Below are 16,610 nucleotides of genomic sequence, written 5' to 3'. Positions count from 1 at the left end.
TTAATCGACCGGGGCAGCCCGGGCTTCATCCACGAAAGTCTCGGTCGCGTCGTCGATGGCGCGGCTGCGGCGCCCGGCGGGGTTGTGGACATACAGCGCCTTGCGGTCGACCTTATCCTCGGCCTCGGGTTGTAGTGGCATTTCATAGCGCGGCTTGCGTCGGTGATCGGCCAGTTGCAGCTTGGGATTGAAGACCGAATTGAACTTCCAGATCATGGTCAGGAAGTTCGTCTGCCCGCGCAGTGCCAGGCGGAGCGCGAGGCCCATCGTGTCCTTGATCGCGTTCCAGCCCAGATGTTTCTGGTTGAGCACCTGCTGGGTCTTGACCAGTTCTTCGTAGAATTCCTCCAGCGGCAGGGTGGTGGGCAGCACCGCATGCTGAATGTCGAACAGGCGATAGTCCCGCGTCGTCAACCGCCGGGCCTCACGGTGCCAGATCTCGGTGCCCGGATAGGGTGTGGTGACCGAGATGTTCACGATGTCCGGGATTTCCAGGCACCATTGCCGGATGACCTCGAAGCGCTTCCGGTCCCATGACGGATCGGCGATGATGTTGATCGCGACGATCAGGCCCAGCGAGCGGGCGAATTCCAGGGCTTCGAAATTCCGGTCCAGCGACACGCGCTTGCGGAAATGTTTCAGCCCTTCCTCGTCCACCGCCTCCATGCCGATAAAGATGTAGCTCAGCCCCAGTTCCTTCCAGAACCGGAAGACCTCCTTGTTGCGCAGCAGCACGTCGGCGCGGGTTTCCAGGTAATATTCCTTGCGGATGCCGCGCCGCTTGATTTCCTCGCCGATCGCCATGCCATGTTCGGCATGGACGAAGGCCACGTCGTCGACGATGAAGATGCCCGGTTCGCGGATCGCCTCCAGTTCGTCGGCAATCACGCTCGGGCTGGCCGTGCGGTAGGACCGACCGTAGAAGGTCCAGGCACTGCAGAACGTGCAGTCCCACGGGCAGCCGCGCGCGAATTCGATCGAGGCCGCGGGGTCGAGCGTGCCGATGAAATATTTGCGGCGATGGCGCAGCAGGTCGCGCGCCGGGCGGATCGTGTCCAGCGACGGGACGAAGATCGGCGGCGGCCCTTCGCCTGTCAATGTCACCACGCCCGGGACGATGGTGATGTCGCCGCCTTCCTGCTGTGTGTCCAGCAACTGCCCGACGGTGGCGTCACCTTCGCCCTTCAGGATGCAGTCGATCGCGCCCTCGGCCAGTTCCAGGATGTCGCGCGCGATGAACGAGACCGAATGGCCGCCGACGAACAGGAAAACGGTCGGCATGCGCGCGCGGGTCTCGCGGCACAGATCGACGATCTCCGGCACGTTGGCCAGATAGTTTCCGGAAAAACAGACGGCGTGGGGCCGGAAATCCTCGATCATGCGCCAATAGTCGCGGTGGGTTTCCACCTGCAGGTCGATGATCTTCACCTCATGCCCGGCCTGTCGGGCCGCGCCTGCCACCAGTTCCAGGCCCAGCGGCTCCAGTCGCAGGAAGACCTTGGTGTACATCAGCGCGCTGGGATGGACGGCGAGTATTCTCATTCTGACACCTCGCTTTTCGCCACCTGAGCGTGGCGGAATGACGTGGCGGCCATGCCGAAAGGATACGGCGGCTCGCTTGGGCAATGGCTTGTCGTGGGCCCCAATATTTTTTTCAGAAGGAGCCGGGTCCGTCACCCGAATTGTGGGTAATGACACCTATGCATGCAGGGGGATGACTCCATCCCGTGGCAGGCCGAACCCGATTATTGCTGGATTTCTGGGGGGATGCGGTTGGATATTGTTGCACGATCGACAAGTTGGCGATGTCTTCATGAAGACGTGAACGATCCATGCCATTCTGTCATGCACCCGGCGCCCTATCGCGGACGGACGATCCATGGCAAGCTGATTGGAAACAAAGTGTCCCGATATCGTTCCGTTCAAGCGGTATCGGGCGCGAAATCACGGTATGGACGGCTCCGGAAAGGAGCTGCGGCGGTCGGAATGAAGCATAAGAACGGAACGGCTCTTGGTTGGGTTGCCGGTGCCGCGATCCTCCTGGCGGGGTGTTCGTCGGAAATCGGGCGCCGCCCCACGGATACCGACATCTCCTGCCTGCGGGCCCAGATGGGTGCCGAGCTGAAGCTGAGCTTCCCGCTGGCGGCCAATACCTGCCAGCGCATGACGGACCATAATTTCGTCATCGGCACGAAGAACCCGAAGCCCGTGCCGCTGAACCTGCGTGGTGCCCCGGACCTGCAGGCCCTGGCCGACCAGTACGGCTACAGCTACACCCGCTGACGGCCCCGCGGTTTCGGAAGAAGCCGCGCCCTGCGGGATGGGTTGTTGTCCCTTACGGATATGATAGTGGCGACCGTGCGTTCCTGACGCCGATCGCCCCTTCCGCGCCCGAATGGCGCCCCCAGACAAGGCGTGCGCCGAGAGCGCAAGATGCCCGCCGGTCCGGCGCCAGAAATCTCCCGCATCGCGATCCTGAAAACAGCCTGGTCGGGCGGCTTTGCCTGCCCGCTGACCAAGTGTGCCGCGATTGTTTCCGGTATCGGGCGCCCGCCATCCATTCAGCTCATGGCAGCGTTGTCCGGATGTTTTAAAAACAACGTGTGATCAAGGTGTGTCTAATTGACTCGTTGCCTGATGTTGTATTATGAAATACATACTATTTTTGATGGTGAAATTCAGGATGCGGCGGACATGACGAAACGGATCTGGATCGGGGAGCGATGTCCCGAGGACTGTAGCGGCCCCGCCTGAGGGCCGCCTGTCACGTCATGAAGCAGGCCGGAGCAAGCCTGCATAGCAAGGTTCAGGGGCATTCCGCCATGCTGAGTTCCACGATCATCGAAGTCGACGGCATTTTCGTCGGTGCCGCCATCCTGGTGGATGGTTTCAACGCGCGGCGTTTCTACGCGGCCCATGACAAGGTCCGTTCCCTGCATAACGAGACCTCGCCGGACCTCGCGGTGCTGTTGCGGACAGTGACCCGGCAGTTCCGCACGGGTCAGGGCGGCCCGGCGGCCGCATGAGTGACCATTGCGACCGGGTGGTGCTTCCGTCCGAATCCTGCGGGGCGGAGGGCGGGAATGCCCTTGTCGTCGTTCTGTTCTGCGTCGGCATCCTGGCGGTCCTGGCCGGGGCAGGGGCCATGGATATGTCGACGCTTTCGGAGGCGACGGCGGTTCTGTTCACCTCCTGAAGGTCCCGGTCGGGGGCGGGGCGGGCGGAGACTGCGTTTTCATGTCGTGCAGGGCATAATCCAGCATCGCATGGGCGATTTCGCGCTCACCCATAATGACGACATCCGCCCCCAGTTGGCGCAGATGATCGACCGCGCTGTCGAAATGCGCGCGGGCGATGATGGTAATCTTCGGGTTTGCCGTCCGCGCCTGTTCGACCACCTGCCCAGCTTCGAAAGCTTCGGGGATCGCCACCACCAGCAATCGTGCCGCCCCGATGTTCGCCTCGGCCAGAATGGCCGGATCGGCGGCATTGCCCAGAATGGCCTCGCCCCCCTGCGCGCGTACGGCCGATATCGCGCTGTCCCCGGTTTCGATGACCAGTAGCGGCCAGTGCCGGCGCAGCAGCCCCTCCGCCACCAGCGCGCCGACCCGGCCATAACCGACCACGACGGCATGGTTGCGCAGCGGCCCGGCGGCATGGGCCGCTGCGTCGGGTGCCGTGCCGGCCCGCGCGGTATCGCGCCGTTCCGCCCATGGTGCCAGCAGCCCGACGATCAGGAATGCCAGCGGGTTCAGCAGGATCGACAAGATGGAAACCGCGAGGATCAGTGAACGTGTCGATGAATCCACCAGTCCCAGATCAGCCCCAAGCGTGGTCAGGATGAACGAGAATTCGCCGATCTGTGCCAGTCCCGCCGCCATCGTCAGGGCCGTCTGCCGCCGCTCCCCCAGCAGGCACAGGATCGCAAAGACGATCATCGGCGTGATGACGCAGACGACCGCCAGCGCGGCCAGCAGGACGCCGGGATGGCGCAGCAGAACCGAGGGATCGAACAGCATGCCGATCGAGATGAAGAACAGCACCGCGAAGGCGTCGCGCAGCGGTAGCGTTTCCTCGGCCGCGTGCTGGCTCAGGGCGGATTCGCTCAGCACCATGCCGGCCACGAAGGCCCCCAGCGCAAACGACACGCCGAAGAAGCCCGACGCCACAAAGGCCACGCCCAATGCCACTGCCAGCAATGCCAGCCTGAACAGTTCGCGGGAGCCCGTTCGCGCCACGTAATGCAGGGCGGCAGGGATGACGCGGCGGCCGACCAGCAGCATCAGCCCCACGAAGGCCGCGACCTTGCCCAGCGTCAGGCCTAGAGTCCATGCCAGGTCCAGCAGGGCTGGGGCATGGGTGGTGCCGTTTTTCATCAACGGCATCAGGGCGGGCAGCATGACCAGCGCCAGCACGGTGATCACGTCCTGAATTACCAGCCAGCCGATCGCCAGCCGGCCACGTTCGGTCTCCATCAGCCGCTGCTCTTCCAGCGCGCGCATCAGCACCACCGTACTGGCGACGCCGAGCGACAGGCCGAAGATCAGGGCGGTCGGCACGCCCCAGCCCATCAGCAGCCCCAGCCCCATGCCGGCACCGGTCGACAGCGCGACCTGCGCGATCGAGCCCGGCAGGGCGACCGCCCGCACCGCCAGCAGGTCCTTGACCGAGAAATGCAGGCCTACACCGAACATCAGCAGGATGACGCCGACATCGGCTAATTGCGGCGCCAGCCCCTGGTCGGCGACGAAGCCGGGGGTGAAGGGCCCCACCATCACGCCGGCCAGCAGATAGCCCACCAGCACTGATATCCCCAGCCGGGTGGCCACCATCCCCAGCAGAAAGGCCAATGTCAGGCCGATGACCAGAATCGTGATCAGTGGGCTGGCATGCGGCATGGCCGGAGACTCCTGTCTGAGGCCATGACAATGGCTTGTCCCCGATCCGGGAGCACTCTCTTTTTTGAGATGTTTTTACGATGCTGTGGTCGCATCTGCACCATATCTGACGTTTCAGAACAGGGCGCCGCCGGAAGCGTTTTCCGGTCTATCCGCTCATGTCAAACAGCACTTTCGAGGATTGATGCCGGTTCAGGGATGTTGCGAATGCCTCGTCGAACGCCGTCAGCCCGAAACGATGGGTCACCAGCCCGTCTGCGATCCAGGGATGGGCGGCCAGCAGGTCGAGGGCTGTGCCGAATTCTGTGTCGAACCGGAATGAACCGCGATAATCCAATTCCCGTGCGATGATCTGGCCCAGGGGGATACCGACATTGCCGGGCGGGAACATGCCCACCTGGACCAGAATGCCCCCTTTGGCGGTGCAGGCGATGGCCGTCGGCAATGCGCTGGCAGCACCGGAGGCTTCGAACACGATGTCATGCTCCGCAAGATAAGGAGCCGACGCGGTGTTGAGGACGGATGTGGCGCCCATCCGCCGGGCAATCGAGAGCGGAAAATCCTGGAGATCAGTAGCGACGATCGCCTCGGCTCCCGCGATTGCCAGCCCGGCCACGATCAGCGCCCCGATGGGACCGGCGCCCTGAACCAGGATGGTCCTGCCACGCACGTCTCCGGCGCGGGCAATGGCATGCAGCGCCACCGACAGCGGTTCGGCCAAGCAGGCACTGCGTACGTCCAGACCCTGCGGTAGGGGGTAGACCTGGCTGGCGGCGACGATCATCAGGCGCCGGAACCCGCCATCCGTGTGCGGCAGAAAGGCGGCACTGCCCAGAAAGCGCGTCTCGCGGCACAGATGGCGCAGGTCCCGCCGGCATTCTGGGCAGTCCCCGCAGGGGCGAGCCGGATGAATCGCGACCGGGGCGCCCGGCGCCAGCCCGTTGACGCCGGGGCCGGGCCGTTCGACGAAGCCCGAGATTTCATGGCCGAGGATCATCGGCTCGCGCAGGACCGACGCGCCCACCCCGCCATGTTTGAGATAATGCATGTCGGAGCCGCAGATGCCGCCCCATGCGACCCGCACCGTCACCTCGCCGCGTCCGGGTTCGGCCACCGACACCCTGTCGAGCCGCAGATCCTCCCTGTCGTGGATCACCAGAGCCTCAGTGGTGCGTGAAATATCGGACATCGAAGCAATACCCTGTGCGTGGGAGAGAACATGCGGGGCCAGTGAGCGCGGCGCCCCTGACCGATCGCGCTCCGTGATGACTTGCGGCCGGTCCATGCGGTTGCTAACGCCGGACAGGGTTGCCGGATGCTCGGCGGTGGCGCACGTGATCCTGCCGGAAAGGGAATGGCCATGATCCTCGATGGGACGCTCGTACTGCCGGACCGGCTGGCACCGGGGCGCGTGACGTTTGACGACACGATCCGGGCCATCGAACCCGGACCGGTGGCGCACGAGGCCACCCGCTACATCCTGCCCGGCTTCATCGACACGCATGTCCATGGTGGTGACGGGGCCGATACGATGGAGGGCGTCGCGGCAATCGGCCGCCTGGCACGCTTCCACATGGCGCACGGCACCACGACCATCCTGCCCACCACCATCACCCGTCCCTGGCCGGACGTGATGGACGCGCTGCGCGCGGTGGCCGAGGTGCGGCACGCAGGCCTGTCGGGCGGCCCCGCGATTCATGGCGCGCATCTGGAGGGCCCGTTCGTCAGCCCGCACCGGCTGGGCGCACAACCGCCCTTTGCCATCGCGCCGGACCCGGATCACGTCGCCCAGGCCCTGGCGACCGGCGTAGTACGGGTCGTGACGCTGGCGCCGGAACTGGAGCATGCGGAAACCGCAATCGCCGCGTTCGCTGCCGCCGGCGTGCGGGTGAGCATCGGTCACACCGTCGCCAGCTTCGAACAGGCCGAACAGGCAATCTGCCGGATCTGCGCCGCCGGGGGCACCGTGGGCGCCACGCACCTGTTCAACGCGATGGGTGGGATCGAGGGCCGCCGCCCGGGCCCGGCCACCGCGCTGATGTGCAGCGACGCCGGCCATGCCGAACTGATCTTCGACACGCATCATGTTCACCCCGCCAGCTTCCGCCTGGCGCACCGGCTGATGGGCGAGCGCCTGCTGTTCGTGACGGATGCCATGCGCGGCGCCGGGCTGGGCGACGGCCCCAGCCAACTGGGGGGGCAGGAGGTGATGATCAGCGACGGCATTGCCCGCCTGCCCGACGGCACGCTGGCCGGCAGCGTGTTGACGTTGGACGCCGCCCTGCGCAATGCGCTGGCGGCGGGCACGAGTCTGGTCGACGCGGCAAAGCTGGTCAGCCACAACGCCGCGCGTTATCTGGGCCTGACCGATCGCGGGGCGCTGGTGCCGGGCATGCGTGCCGATTTCGTCGTCATGGATGGTGATTTCACGGTGCGGGAAGTCTGGGTAGCCGGCCAACGCCACACCTGAGAGAGTGCTTGCAAAGCCGCTTAGCCGGCGATCCGGCGCGGCCTTCCTGGTGCTTCGGTGTTCATGGCTCATAAGGCCGCATCCGCCCCGATGTTCGGAAACCCACAACGGGCGTGCCGATGCGCGGCACTCTCGCTCGGCAGACCGGCTTTTCAAGCGCTCTCTGCGCGCCTGCCCGAATGCGCGCGGCGGCCGGGCCGAGGGTGTTTCCGGACGGACACGGAGAAGTTTATTCGCCGTCGGGTCGCGATGTGGTGACGCGAAGGGCGTCGGATTTCGTCATAAAGCGGGGATCGTGTGGTCCTGCTGGAAGCTGGGAAGGGGATTGGATTGTCGTCGAGGTTTGTTTTCTCTCTGTTGATCGCCGGTACGGCGCTTTCTGCCAATGGTACCTCGCGTGCCTGGGCCCAGGCGGCGGTGGCCGGGCAGGACCAGCCCGCGAAGCGCCCGGTGGTGGAAGCCTCCCGTCCGAAGACGGAGACCATTACCGTCACCGGCAGCAATCCTGTGGAGAGCGCCGATGGCGTGACAGGCCGGGCGCCCGGCGGCGGAATGATGAGCGAGCAGACCGAGGCCAAGGCCATCACCACCGTCGGCCGTGACTTCATCGCCAAGCTGGCGCCCATCACCTCGGCCGCGCAGATGATCCAGTTCGCGCCGGGCACCAATATCGCCTCATCCGATCCGTTCGGCCTGTCGGACCAGACATCGGTCAATGTGCGCGGCATGAACCAGTCGGAACTCGGCTATCTGTACGACGGCGCGCCGATCGCTGACATTTCGGCCTACGATCCCTATACCTCGCAATGGGGCGACACCGAGAACTATCAGGAAGTGCAGCTCTCCCAGGGCACGTCGGACATCAACGCACCGCTGGTCAGCGCCACCGGCGGGCAGATGAACATCCGGACGGTCGATCCGTCGCACAATTTCGGCGGGCTGGTCGATTATTCCTATGGGTCGCACAAGACGAATCGTGGGTTCATCCGCGTGAATACAGGCGATATCCTCAATACAGGCGGGCGCGGCTATATTTCCTATTCCAACGCGACCTATGGCACCTGGCGCGGTCCCGGCCGGGGGCAGAGGCGGCATATCGATTCGAAATTCATGAAGGAATGGGGACAGGGAAATTCGATTTCCTTCGTCGAAGCTTATAACGAGAACAACCAGCCGGTCTATGCTCCGGTGACGGCGCAGCAATGGCGGCAATCGGGCAACAGCTTCAATTATACAGCGAACCCGTTCGAGACAAACGAGGCCGGCAGCTACTGGCAAACCGAGGTCGGCGACTGGCGCAGCCTGATCCTGGTGGCGCCCATGCATTTCACGCTGACGCGCAACCTGTCGCTGCACATCACGCCCTATCTATATTGGGGCAGCGGCGGCAGCGGCATGGGCCAGTGGGACATGCCAGTCAACAATTACAATCCTTCCACGGGACAGAATGAGAATCTGGTCCTGCCTTATCCGGGTCTGGCCTATGACGATTCGGGAACGCAATCCTTCCATGGCGACGGGTATTACCTGATGCGGGAATATCACCCGGGCATCACCGGACATCTGGATTACAAGGCGGGCCGCCATCAGACGATCAGCCTCGGCGCATTCTACGATTATTATGACGATGCCGAGGTGACCAATATCAGCCAGTTGGGGCCGAATGGCGATCCGCCGAACACATGGGGTTCCTACGGGCTGAAATTTCCGAACGGGTATGAATATAATCTGTTCCTGAACTATCACATGATCACGCAATCCGTCGGATTGTATGTCAGCGATTCCACTTCATGGCTGAACGATCGGCTGAAGCTGAATGCCGGCTTCAAATATGTCATGATGAATCGGGCGGGCACCAACAATTACGACAATGCGGTGCCCTATGAAGTGGGTACGAATTACGCCACGCCGCTGCCCCGCCTTTCAGGCAGCTACATGATCGACGATCATGACCAGGTCTTTTTCGACGTAGCGACGAATTTTCGCATGCCGACGACCAACTCCTATTTCTCAGGATTACCGGGAAACACGATGGGTATCGGCGGGTCGGTCAAGCCGGAATTCGCGATTTCCGAGGAACTCGGCTACCGCCATTTCGGCTTGTACAACCTGACGATCAATCTGTTCAATTACAATTTTACCAATCGCAACATCACCACAAATACCATCGTCAATGGCAGTTCCTTCGCCGGCGTTTCGATGAATGCCGGTGGCCAGACCGTGCGCGGCGCCGATGTGGAATTCGGCTTGCGCCCATGGCATCATTTCAGTCCGTACGTGTCAGGCGAGTATCTCTATGCCCGGACCGATAACAATCTGCCCGCGACGGCAGATAATGGTGCGCTCGATTACCTGCCCACCGCCGGCAAGCGGGCGCCGATGGCTCCCGAATGGACGACCAGCGCCGCCCTGAGCTACGATGACAGCCGCGTCTTTGGAAATTTCATGTATCGTTGGATCGGGCGGCAATATTCCGATTTCATGGATCAGGAGTCACTGCCCGCGCATGGTCAGATCGACATGACGCTGGGCTATCGCCTGCCGGACATGTGGCGCCTGAAGCATCCGCAGATCCAGTTGAACATGTACAATCTGGCAAGCTGGCACTACCGGTCGGGGATTCAGAGCCTGTCGAACAACACCAATGCGACCATGGGCGTGCGCGGCAACATGATCGATTCTTCCGGCGCCCCGGCCTATCTGATCGCCAGTACGTTCGCGATGATGGTAACGGCCACGGCCGGCTTTTAGGAGCGCGCGCCGGATCACCGGCGCGCATGTCCAGACAGGTTCTCAGAAGCCGGCGATAGGGTGGGGGACGTAGGGTTCTTCGAGCGCCGCGATTTCGGCATGGTCCAGCCTCAGGTCCAGTGCCGCGAGCGCGTCGTCCAGATGGTCGGGTTTCGATGCCCCGACGATGGGCGCGGTGATGCCGGGCTTTTGCAGCAGCCAGGCAAGGGCCACCTGGGCGCGCGGCACACCGCGCGTCTGGGCGATGCGGCCGACCACGTCGATCACTGCCCGGTCGGCGGTCTGGGTGTGGTTATACAGATTATGCAGCACATTGTCGGTTTCCTGCCGTGTGGTGCGCTCGCGCCAGTTGCGCGCCAGCAGGCCGCGCGCCAGTGGGCTCCAGGGCAGGATGCCGATCTTCTGATCGCGGCAGAAGGGCAGCATCTCGCGCTCTTCCTCGCGGTTCAAAAGGTTCAGATGGTTCTGCATGCTGACGAATTCGGTCCAGCCATGCAGGCGGGCGGTATAGATCGCCTTGGCGAACTGCCAGGCAAACATCGACGAGGCGCCAATATAGCGCGCCTTGCCCGCCTTCACGACGTCATGCAGGGCCTCCAGCGTTTCCTCGATCGGGGTATGGGGATCCCAGCGATGGATCTGGTATAGATCGACGTAATCGGTGCCCAGGCGGCGCAGGCTGTTGTCGATCTCGGCCAGGATGGCGCGGCGGGACAGGCCCGACCCGTTCGGTCCGGGGCGGGTGGGGAAGAAGACCTTGGTCGCCAGCACCACATCCTCGCGCCGCGAGAAATCCCGGATCGCGCGGCCGACGATTTCCTCGGATGTGCCGTCGGAATAGCTGTTGGCGGTGTCGAGGAAATTGATCCCGGCTTCCAGCGCCTGGCGGATCAGGGGGCGGCTGCGCTCCTCGTCCAAGGTCCAGGAATGGTTGCCGCGATCGGGTAGGCCGTAGGTCATGCAGCCTAGACAGAGGCCCGAGACCTGCAGGCCGGTGTGGCCCAGTCGGATATAATCCATGCCGGAGGTTCCTTCTCGGTTACGCCGCCGGTCAGGCGGCGGACAGGTCTTGCGCGGCGTCCAGCAGGGTGCGGGTGAAGGCGTGGCGGGGGGCCGTCAGGATCTGCGTCGCCGGGCCGGCTTCGACGATCCGGCCGCCCTGCATCACCAGCACATCGTCACACATCCGGCGGATGACGCCCAGATCATGCGAGATGAACAGATAGGCCATGCCCAGCTCGCGCTGCAATTCCTCCAGCAGGTCCAGTACCTGGGCCTGCACGGAAACGTCCAGCGCCGAGACCGGTTCGTCGCACACGATCAGCGCCGGGCGTACCGCCACCGCACGTGCGATCGCTACCCGCTGGCGCTGTCCGCCCGACAGGCCGGCTGGCCGCCGCGCGGCGATGGCGGGGGGCAGGCGGACGCGGTCCAGCAGGGTGGCAATGGCGTGGTCGCGATCACCGGAGGGGTCGCCGCCCGCCGACAGCGCATCCGCCAGGATCTCGCGCACCGTCCAGCGTGGGTCGAACGAGCCCAGCGGGTCCTGATAGATCATGGCCATCGCGCGGCGGCGCGGGCGGCGTGCGCCTTCCGGCACGCCTTGCCGCCCGCCCCGGACCCAGCGCTCACCCTTGAACGTCACGTCCCCGGTGTCGGGTTGGGTCAGGCCCATGATAATGCGGGCGGTGGTGGTCTTGCCCGAGCCCGATTCTCCGATCAGGCCCAGCGTGCGGCCCGGATGGAGGCTGAAGCCGACATCGGACAGAATGCGCCGCGCCACCCCGTCTGGGCCGCGCCGGCTGAGCGACAGATCATGGGCCGTCAACAGCGGGGGCGTGCCCGTGCCGTGCGTAGTGATGCGGGGCGGGTGGCGCACCGGGTCGGCGTCCAGAAGGGTTCGTGTATAGGCATGGACGGGCCTGCCGAGGACGCGCGCGGTCTCGCCCTGTTCCACCACCGTGCCATGGTGCAGCACGATCACATGTTCGGCCAGGCGGGAGACGAAGCCCAGATCGTGGCTGATCAGCAGCAGGCCGGTGCCGCCTTCGCGCAGCCGGCCCAGCAGGCGCAGGATCTGCGCCTGCACCGACGGGTCCAGCGCCGTGGTCGGCTCGTCCGCGATCAGCAAGGGCGGGGTCAGCGCGATGGCGCTGGCGATCAGGGCACGCTGGCGCAGGCCGCCGGACAGTTCGTCGGGGCGCTGGCGGGCGCGCAGTGCCGGTTCGGGAATGCCGACCTGTTCCAGCAGGTCCTGCACGCGCTGGTTTCGCCCAGCCCGTGTGCCCCATTTGTGGGCGGACAGGGATTCCGCGATTTCCCGCCCCACGGGGCGCAGCGGGTCCAGCGCCACCAGGGCATCCTGCAACACCATGCCGATATCCCGGCCGCGCAGCGCGCGCCAGTCGCGCGGCGACAGGCGGCGGAGATCCTGCCCACCCAGCGACAATCTTTGCGCCGAGACCCGGGCCGTTGGCCCCGCGAGGCCGATCAGGCTGCGGGCGGTGACGCTCTTGCCGGAGCCGGATTCCCCGACCAATGCCACCACGCGCCCCGGTCGCAGGGTGAAGGACAGGTCATGCACCGCCACATGTTCGCCGGTGGGTGTGGGGAAGGAGACCGAGAGATTTTCGACTTCCAGCGTCATGGTCAGCGTCCCTCGATCGCGCGTTGCAGGGCGCGGCCGGCGACGGTGGTGGAGAGCATGGTCAGCACGATGGCCAGGCCTGGGAAGAAGGTCATCCACCAGGCTTCGGCGATGAAATCGCGGCCCATCGACAACATCGTGCCCCATTCCGCCGCCGGCGGTGGCGCGCCCAGCCCGAGGAAGGAGAGCGCGGCCGACCACACGACGGTCTGCCCGATCCCCATGGTCGCGGTGACGACCAGCGGGCGGAAGGCATTGGGCAGGATGTGGCGGACGACGATGCGCGCCGGACTGTGGCCCAGCGCCCGCGCGGCCTCGACATAGCCCGCGTCGCGCACCGACAGCACCTGGCCGAACACCATGCGTGTATAGCCTGCCGCACTGCCCACCCCGATGGCGACGATCAGCGGGCCGATGCCGCTGCCCAATGTGGCCGTGCATAGCAGCGCCAGCACCAGTACGGGAAAGGCGAACAGGATATCGATCAGCCAGCGTACCGCCTGCTCGGCAATCCGGCCGCCCAGACCGCCGATCAGGGCCAGAATGGTGGCGATGCTCAGCGACAGTGTGATGGCGCCGCAGCCCAGCGCCAGCGATTGCCGGGCGCCATAAATCACCCGCGCCAGGATGTCGCGGCCGGACTGGTCGGTGCCAAATGGGTGGGCAATCGACGGGGCCTGGAAGGCGTCGCGCGGGGCGATGGCCAGCGGGTCGGCATGGGTGAGCAGGTGCGGGGCCAGGGCGGCGATGGCCAGCAGCGTCAGGAAGAGAATCGCAGCCGCCGGGCCAAGCTGGCCAGGGCGCGGCAGGCGGCGCCGGGATGGTAGGCGGGCCACGGAGGGGGCGAGGGACAGGCTCGTCATGGGCGCGTTCCCTTCAGTCTGGGATCGATGAGGACATAAAGCGTGTCGGCGGCGAAGCCGGCCAGGATGTAGGTGAGCGCGATGAACAGGACGATGCCCGAGACCAGCGGCATGTCGTGCGTGGCGACGGACAGGAACAGTTCGCGCCCCAGCCCCTGCCGCGAGAAGATGATCTCGATCGCGACCGCGTTGCCGACCAGGGCGCCGACCGCCCAGGTCGACAGGCTGACACAGGGCAGCAGCGCGTGGCGCAGGGCGTGGCGCAGCCGGACCGCGCCATCGCCCAGCCCGCGTGCGCGGGCGGTGAGGATGAAAGGCTGGTCCAGCGCCAGGTCGAAGGATTCGCGCATGACCTGCGCGATGAAGCCGGCCAGCGGGATGGCCAGCGACAGGGTGGGCAGAACCAGTGCCGGCAGGCCGTGATTGCCGGCCGGCGGCAGCAGCCGCCATTCGAAGGCCAGGCCCCACAGCAGCAGGATGCCGAGCCAGAATTGCGGCAGCCCGGCGCCGATCGTCTCCAGCGTCGAGGCGATGGCCCCGGCCACGCCGCGCCGGGCGGTGGGCACCACCGAGAGCAGCGCCAGCAGCCACGCCACGGCCAGGGACGACGCCATGAGCGCCAGTGTCGGGGGGGCCTGGGCGCGCAGCACTGCAATGACCGGCATGTGCTGCGAGAAGGACTGGCCGAGGTCGCCGCGCGCGATACGGGCGATGTAGAGGGCGTACTGCACCGCGATCGGCCGATCCAGCCCGTATTCGTGACGGGCGGCGGCGATGGCCTCCGGCGTTGGGTTGGCGGATGCGCCGCCGAGAATGGCGGTGACCGGATCGCCCGGCGTGAGGTGCAGGGCGGCGAAGGTCAGGCTGGCCGCCGCCAGCAGCACCAGGATGCCGCCCAGCAGGCGCCATGCCGCGCGGTGGAGAAGGTGGGTCATCGCGTCACCCATGAATCATAGAGGCTGGTCACGTTCAGCGACGGTTCGAGCCGGACGTCGTGCACCGCGCGCGACAAGGCGAGGCGGGTGCTTTGCGGATAGGTGGTGATCTGCAGGAAGTTCTGTGCCGCGATCGTCTGGGCTTGCAGATAGAGCGCGCGCCGCTTGTCCGGGTCGGTGGTCAGCAGGGCGTCGTTCACGACCTGGTCGAAGGTGGGATCGCTGAATCCGGCCTCGTTCTGGTGGTGGCCGCCGACGCCGGCGGCGCCGAGGAAGGCGGAGGAGAAGACGATGCGCAGCACGTCGGCGGTATTGGTGTTCCAGTAGCCGATGCGGACGTCGTAATCCCAATGCCCTTCGCGTTCGAGGATCGTGGTGTCGTCGCCATTTTCCAGTTTCACGTCGAAGCCGGTTGCGCGTGCGGTGGCCTGGACCTGTTCCCACAGCGTGCGTTCGGCGGCGGAGAGCGAGGCCTTGAGCGGGATATGGACCACCAGGGGGCGGCCGTCGTGGGTGCGGATGCCCTCCGCGGTGCGGCCGGTCCAGCCGGCCTGGTCCAGCAGGGCGCGCGCCCGGTCGGGGTCGTAATCGGCGTGATGCTCGAAGGCCGGGCTGTAGAACGGCGTGGTCGGGCTGAGCGGGCCGCCGGCGCGGCGGTAGTGATGGAAGAAGACGCTGGCCAGCGCGCCGTCGATGTCGGCGGAACGGATGAAGGCCTCGCGCACCCGGATATCGTCGAATGGTGCGCGCTTGATGTTCAGCGTGCCGTTGGTCGGGTTGCCGGGGCGGTCGGCCATCAGCAGCCAGAGGTCCGGATTGCGCTGGGCCGGGGTTTCGGCTTCGGGCGGGAGGGAGTCGATGACATCGACCTCGCCGGCCTGCAGGGCTGCGAAGCGCACCGAGGCTTCGGGGATGATCCGCCATTCGATGCCGTCCAGGCGCGCCGGGCCGGTATGGAGAGCGGTGGGCGGGCCCCAGTGATAGGCCGGGTTGCGTGCCAGGACGATCTGGCTCTGATGGTCCCAGCGCACGATGCGGAACGGGCCTGATCCGACTGGATTCTGGCAGTTTTCGTCACGCGGGCGGGCCAGGGCGCGGGGGGATTCGATGCCGAGGAAGCCCTGTGCCAGCACTTCGAGGAAGGCGGCATAGGGTGTCCTGAGGTGCACCGCGGCGGTGTAGGTGTCGATGATGTCGGTGCCGGCATATTGCTTGATGTAGCCGCCGGCGGTGCTGGATTGGGTGTGCGGGTCGACCATGTGGTCGAGGTTTGCGCGCACGGCTTCGGCGGTCAGGGGCGTGCCGTCGGTGAAGGTGACGTCGTGGCGCAGGTGGAATGTGTAGGTTCGCCCGTCATCGGACACCGTCCAGTCGGTGGCCAGCCACGGCAGGATATGGCCGGAGCGGTCCATCGCGACCAGCGAGTCAAGATATTGTTCTGCAAGGAAAACCTGCGGCATGTCGCCCTGTACGTGCGGGTCGAGGCAGATCGGCTCGCGGTCGGTTGCGTAGATCAGGGTGCCGCCCTGGACCGGTTCGTGCGCCGTGGTGCGGGATTGGTGGCGGCGGCAGCCTGTCGTGGCCAGCAGCAGTGCGGCGGCCCCGAGCCATAATGCGCGGCGTGGCAGGGTGGGGGAGTGCAAGGGGCGCATCGACAGGCTTCCAAGGGCTTGGCCGCCCCGCAATATCGTCAGTTCCATCGGACTTTGACGATTTCTATCGTGTTATTCGGCAATCTCAAGTGAAATATATCATGTTTTGTTGTGTAATTTGGGGCGGGGGATATGGGGGCGGCAGGTGTCTGTCCTGCGGCAAGGAGTATGCCCCCGGGCGCCGCTGCCGATCCGAAATGGATGGGGAGGGGATGGAGGGGGCGGGATAAAAAGTGATGAGAATAATTTAAGTATTATATTTCAGTTTGTTATATGGGCCTCATCGCCGGGGGCGATAGCGATTTCGTGATATGTGCATTGACACATGGTGAATCGTTTATAATCCTCCGTCATGCGTAGATTAATTACGCAGGAAAGTCGTTGTTTATGGCGG

At 65.1% G+C, this 16,610-nt stretch carries 14 protein-coding genes; 6 read left to right on the top strand and 8 right to left on the bottom strand.

Annotated elements, in window-relative coordinates:
• The gene (hpnR, locus tag HLH35_RS00895; RefSeq protein ID WP_182977362.1) at positions 1-1,542 is read right to left on the bottom strand and encodes a hopanoid C-3 methylase HpnR; all 1,542 of its coding nucleotides are present in this window, start codon (positions 1,540-1,542) and stop codon (positions 1-3) included.
• A 444-nt stretch (positions 1,543-1,986) separates the two neighbouring features.
• On the opposite strand from hpnR, the gene HLH35_RS00890 reads away from it, so the two are divergent.
• The 4 genes from HLH35_RS00890 (at position 1,987) to HLH35_RS00875 (ending at position 3,196) form a co-directional block, all read left to right on the top strand.
• On the top strand, positions 1,987-2,283 hold the full coding sequence (locus tag HLH35_RS00890) for a hypothetical protein (protein WP_182977361.1): 297 nt from the start codon (positions 1,987-1,989) through the stop codon (positions 2,281-2,283).
• 150 nt (positions 2,284-2,433) lie between these two features.
• Positions 2,434-2,607, top strand: coding sequence for a hypothetical protein (locus tag HLH35_RS00885; RefSeq protein WP_182977360.1), 174 nt, complete (start codon positions 2,434-2,436; stop codon positions 2,605-2,607).
• Positions 2,608-2,822: 215 nt separating this feature from the next.
• On the top strand, positions 2,823-3,026 hold the full coding sequence (locus tag HLH35_RS00880; RefSeq protein ID WP_182977359.1) for a hypothetical protein: 204 nt from the start codon (positions 2,823-2,825) through the stop codon (positions 3,024-3,026).
• Positions 3,023-3,196 carry a hypothetical protein gene (locus tag HLH35_RS00875; RefSeq protein ID WP_182977358.1) on the top strand — a complete coding sequence of 58 codons (174 nt, stop codon included), beginning with the start codon at positions 3,023-3,025 and terminating at the stop codon, positions 3,194-3,196. The genes HLH35_RS00880 and HLH35_RS00875 overlap by 4 nt, the downstream gene beginning before the upstream one ends.
• On the opposite strand, the gene ybaL is transcribed toward HLH35_RS00875, so the two are convergent.
• Together ybaL and HLH35_RS00865 are read right to left on the bottom strand one after the other, a co-directional pair.
• A complete protein-coding gene (gene ybaL / locus HLH35_RS00870) occupies positions 3,186-4,898 on the bottom strand; it encodes a YbaL family putative K(+) efflux transporter (protein ID WP_182977357.1) in 1,713 nt (570 codons plus the stop codon). The genes HLH35_RS00875 and ybaL overlap by 11 nt on opposite strands.
• 148 nt (positions 4,899-5,046) lie before the next feature.
• Entirely contained in the window at positions 5,047-6,087 is a 1,041-nt protein-coding gene (locus HLH35_RS00865; protein ID WP_182977356.1) for an L-idonate 5-dehydrogenase, read from the bottom strand.
• 165 nt (positions 6,088-6,252) lie between these two features.
• Here HLH35_RS00865 and nagA point away from each other — a divergent pair, with 165 nt between their 5' ends.
• Together nagA and HLH35_RS00855 are read left to right on the top strand one after the other, a co-directional pair.
• Positions 6,253-7,368, top strand: a complete 1,116-nt coding sequence (nagA, locus tag HLH35_RS00860; RefSeq protein WP_182977355.1) for an N-acetylglucosamine-6-phosphate deacetylase — start codon at positions 6,253-6,255, stop codon at positions 7,366-7,368.
• Positions 7,369-7,725: 357 nt separating this feature from the next.
• Positions 7,726-10,119 carry a TonB-dependent receptor gene (locus HLH35_RS00855; RefSeq protein ID WP_182977354.1) on the top strand — a complete coding sequence of 798 codons (2,394 nt, stop codon included), beginning with the start codon at positions 7,726-7,728 and terminating at the stop codon, positions 10,117-10,119.
• Positions 10,120-10,161: 42 nt separating this feature from the next.
• Here the strand turns inward: HLH35_RS00855 and HLH35_RS00850 are convergent, their stop codons facing one another.
• The 5 genes from HLH35_RS00850 to HLH35_RS00830 are packed head-to-tail and all read right to left on the bottom strand — an operon-like array spanning position 10,162 to position 16,216.
• Positions 10,162-11,139, bottom strand: a complete 978-nt coding sequence (locus HLH35_RS00850; protein ID WP_182977353.1) for an aldo/keto reductase — start codon at positions 11,137-11,139, stop codon at positions 10,162-10,164.
• A 31-nt stretch (positions 11,140-11,170) separates the two neighbouring features.
• Positions 11,171-12,766 carry a dipeptide ABC transporter ATP-binding protein gene (locus HLH35_RS00845; protein ID WP_182977352.1) on the bottom strand — a complete coding sequence of 532 codons (1,596 nt, stop codon included), beginning with the start codon at positions 12,764-12,766 and terminating at the stop codon, positions 11,171-11,173.
• 2 nt (positions 12,767-12,768) lie between these two features.
• Positions 12,769-13,629 carry an ABC transporter permease gene (locus HLH35_RS00840; RefSeq protein WP_182977351.1) on the bottom strand — a complete coding sequence of 287 codons (861 nt, stop codon included), beginning with the start codon at positions 13,627-13,629 and terminating at the stop codon, positions 12,769-12,771.
• Complete coding sequence (locus HLH35_RS00835; protein ID WP_220790480.1) at positions 13,626-14,564, bottom strand: ABC transporter permease; 939 nt, start codon at positions 14,562-14,564, stop codon at positions 13,626-13,628. Before HLH35_RS00835 ends, HLH35_RS00840 begins: the two co-directional genes overlap by 4 nt.
• Positions 14,561-16,216, bottom strand: coding sequence for an ABC transporter substrate-binding protein (locus HLH35_RS00830; RefSeq protein WP_182977349.1), 1,656 nt, complete (start codon positions 16,214-16,216; stop codon positions 14,561-14,563). Before HLH35_RS00830 ends, HLH35_RS00835 begins: the two co-directional genes overlap by 4 nt.
• Positions 16,217-16,610 lie beyond the last annotated feature (394 nt).

This window comes from Gluconacetobacter asukensis (genome assembly GCF_014174375.1).
GTDB classification, from domain to species: Bacteria; Pseudomonadota; Alphaproteobacteria; order Acetobacterales; family Acetobacteraceae; genus Gluconacetobacter; species Gluconacetobacter asukensis.
Note: the sequence above shows the minus strand (reverse complement) of the source record. Positions and strands in the feature narration are given on the sequence as shown.